Here is a 446-nt window from a genome sequence, read left to right as displayed (position 1 = left end):
GACCGTCGCCCAGTCCCACCTTCCCTGTCCGAGCCGACCGTAGACGTCGCGCAAGCGCAGCCAACCGGTATCCACGGGACGCGCGAAGTGGGTCATCAGGAAGACCAGCCAGGCAGCCTCGTCGACGTCGCCGTTCTGCACGTGGTAGGCGACCGCGCGTTCGGCATCGAACCCGGGATCGTTCGGGTCGGCCCGACGGGGATGGATCGGCCCGCGCTGGACGACCTGGTAGTAGCTCTCGCGCCGCAGGCTGGCGATGAACTGCGTGGCGAGGCAGTCGAGCGCCGCGGGCGCCGCGATGCCCGGGAGAGGATGCTGGTGCCGGCTCAGGGAGTTCGCGATGCGCGTCTTCTCCCCGGCCCAGGACGGCCACGTCACTCCGGCTTCCTCCTCGCGTCGACGGGTTCGCGGGGCGACGGTTCCTTGAGCCTCGCTCCCCGGCGGCC

General features: G+C 71.1%; 1 protein-coding gene. It reads right to left on the bottom strand.

Annotation, left to right across the window (positions count from 1 at the left end; translation table 11 throughout):
* Positions 1-378: alpha-glutamyl/putrescinyl thymine pyrophosphorylase clade 3 protein (locus O7A05_RS34175; RefSeq protein WP_463152126.1), on the bottom strand; the 378-nt coding region annotated here is incomplete at its 3' end.
* Positions 379-446: the final 68 nt, after the last annotated feature.

It is taken from the genome of Mesorhizobium argentiipisi (SeqCode) (assembly GCF_037179585.1).
Taxonomy (GTDB): Bacteria; Pseudomonadota; Alphaproteobacteria; order Rhizobiales; family Rhizobiaceae; genus Mesorhizobium; species Mesorhizobium argentiipisi.
This window is presented reverse-complemented; position numbering and strand designations above follow the sequence as displayed.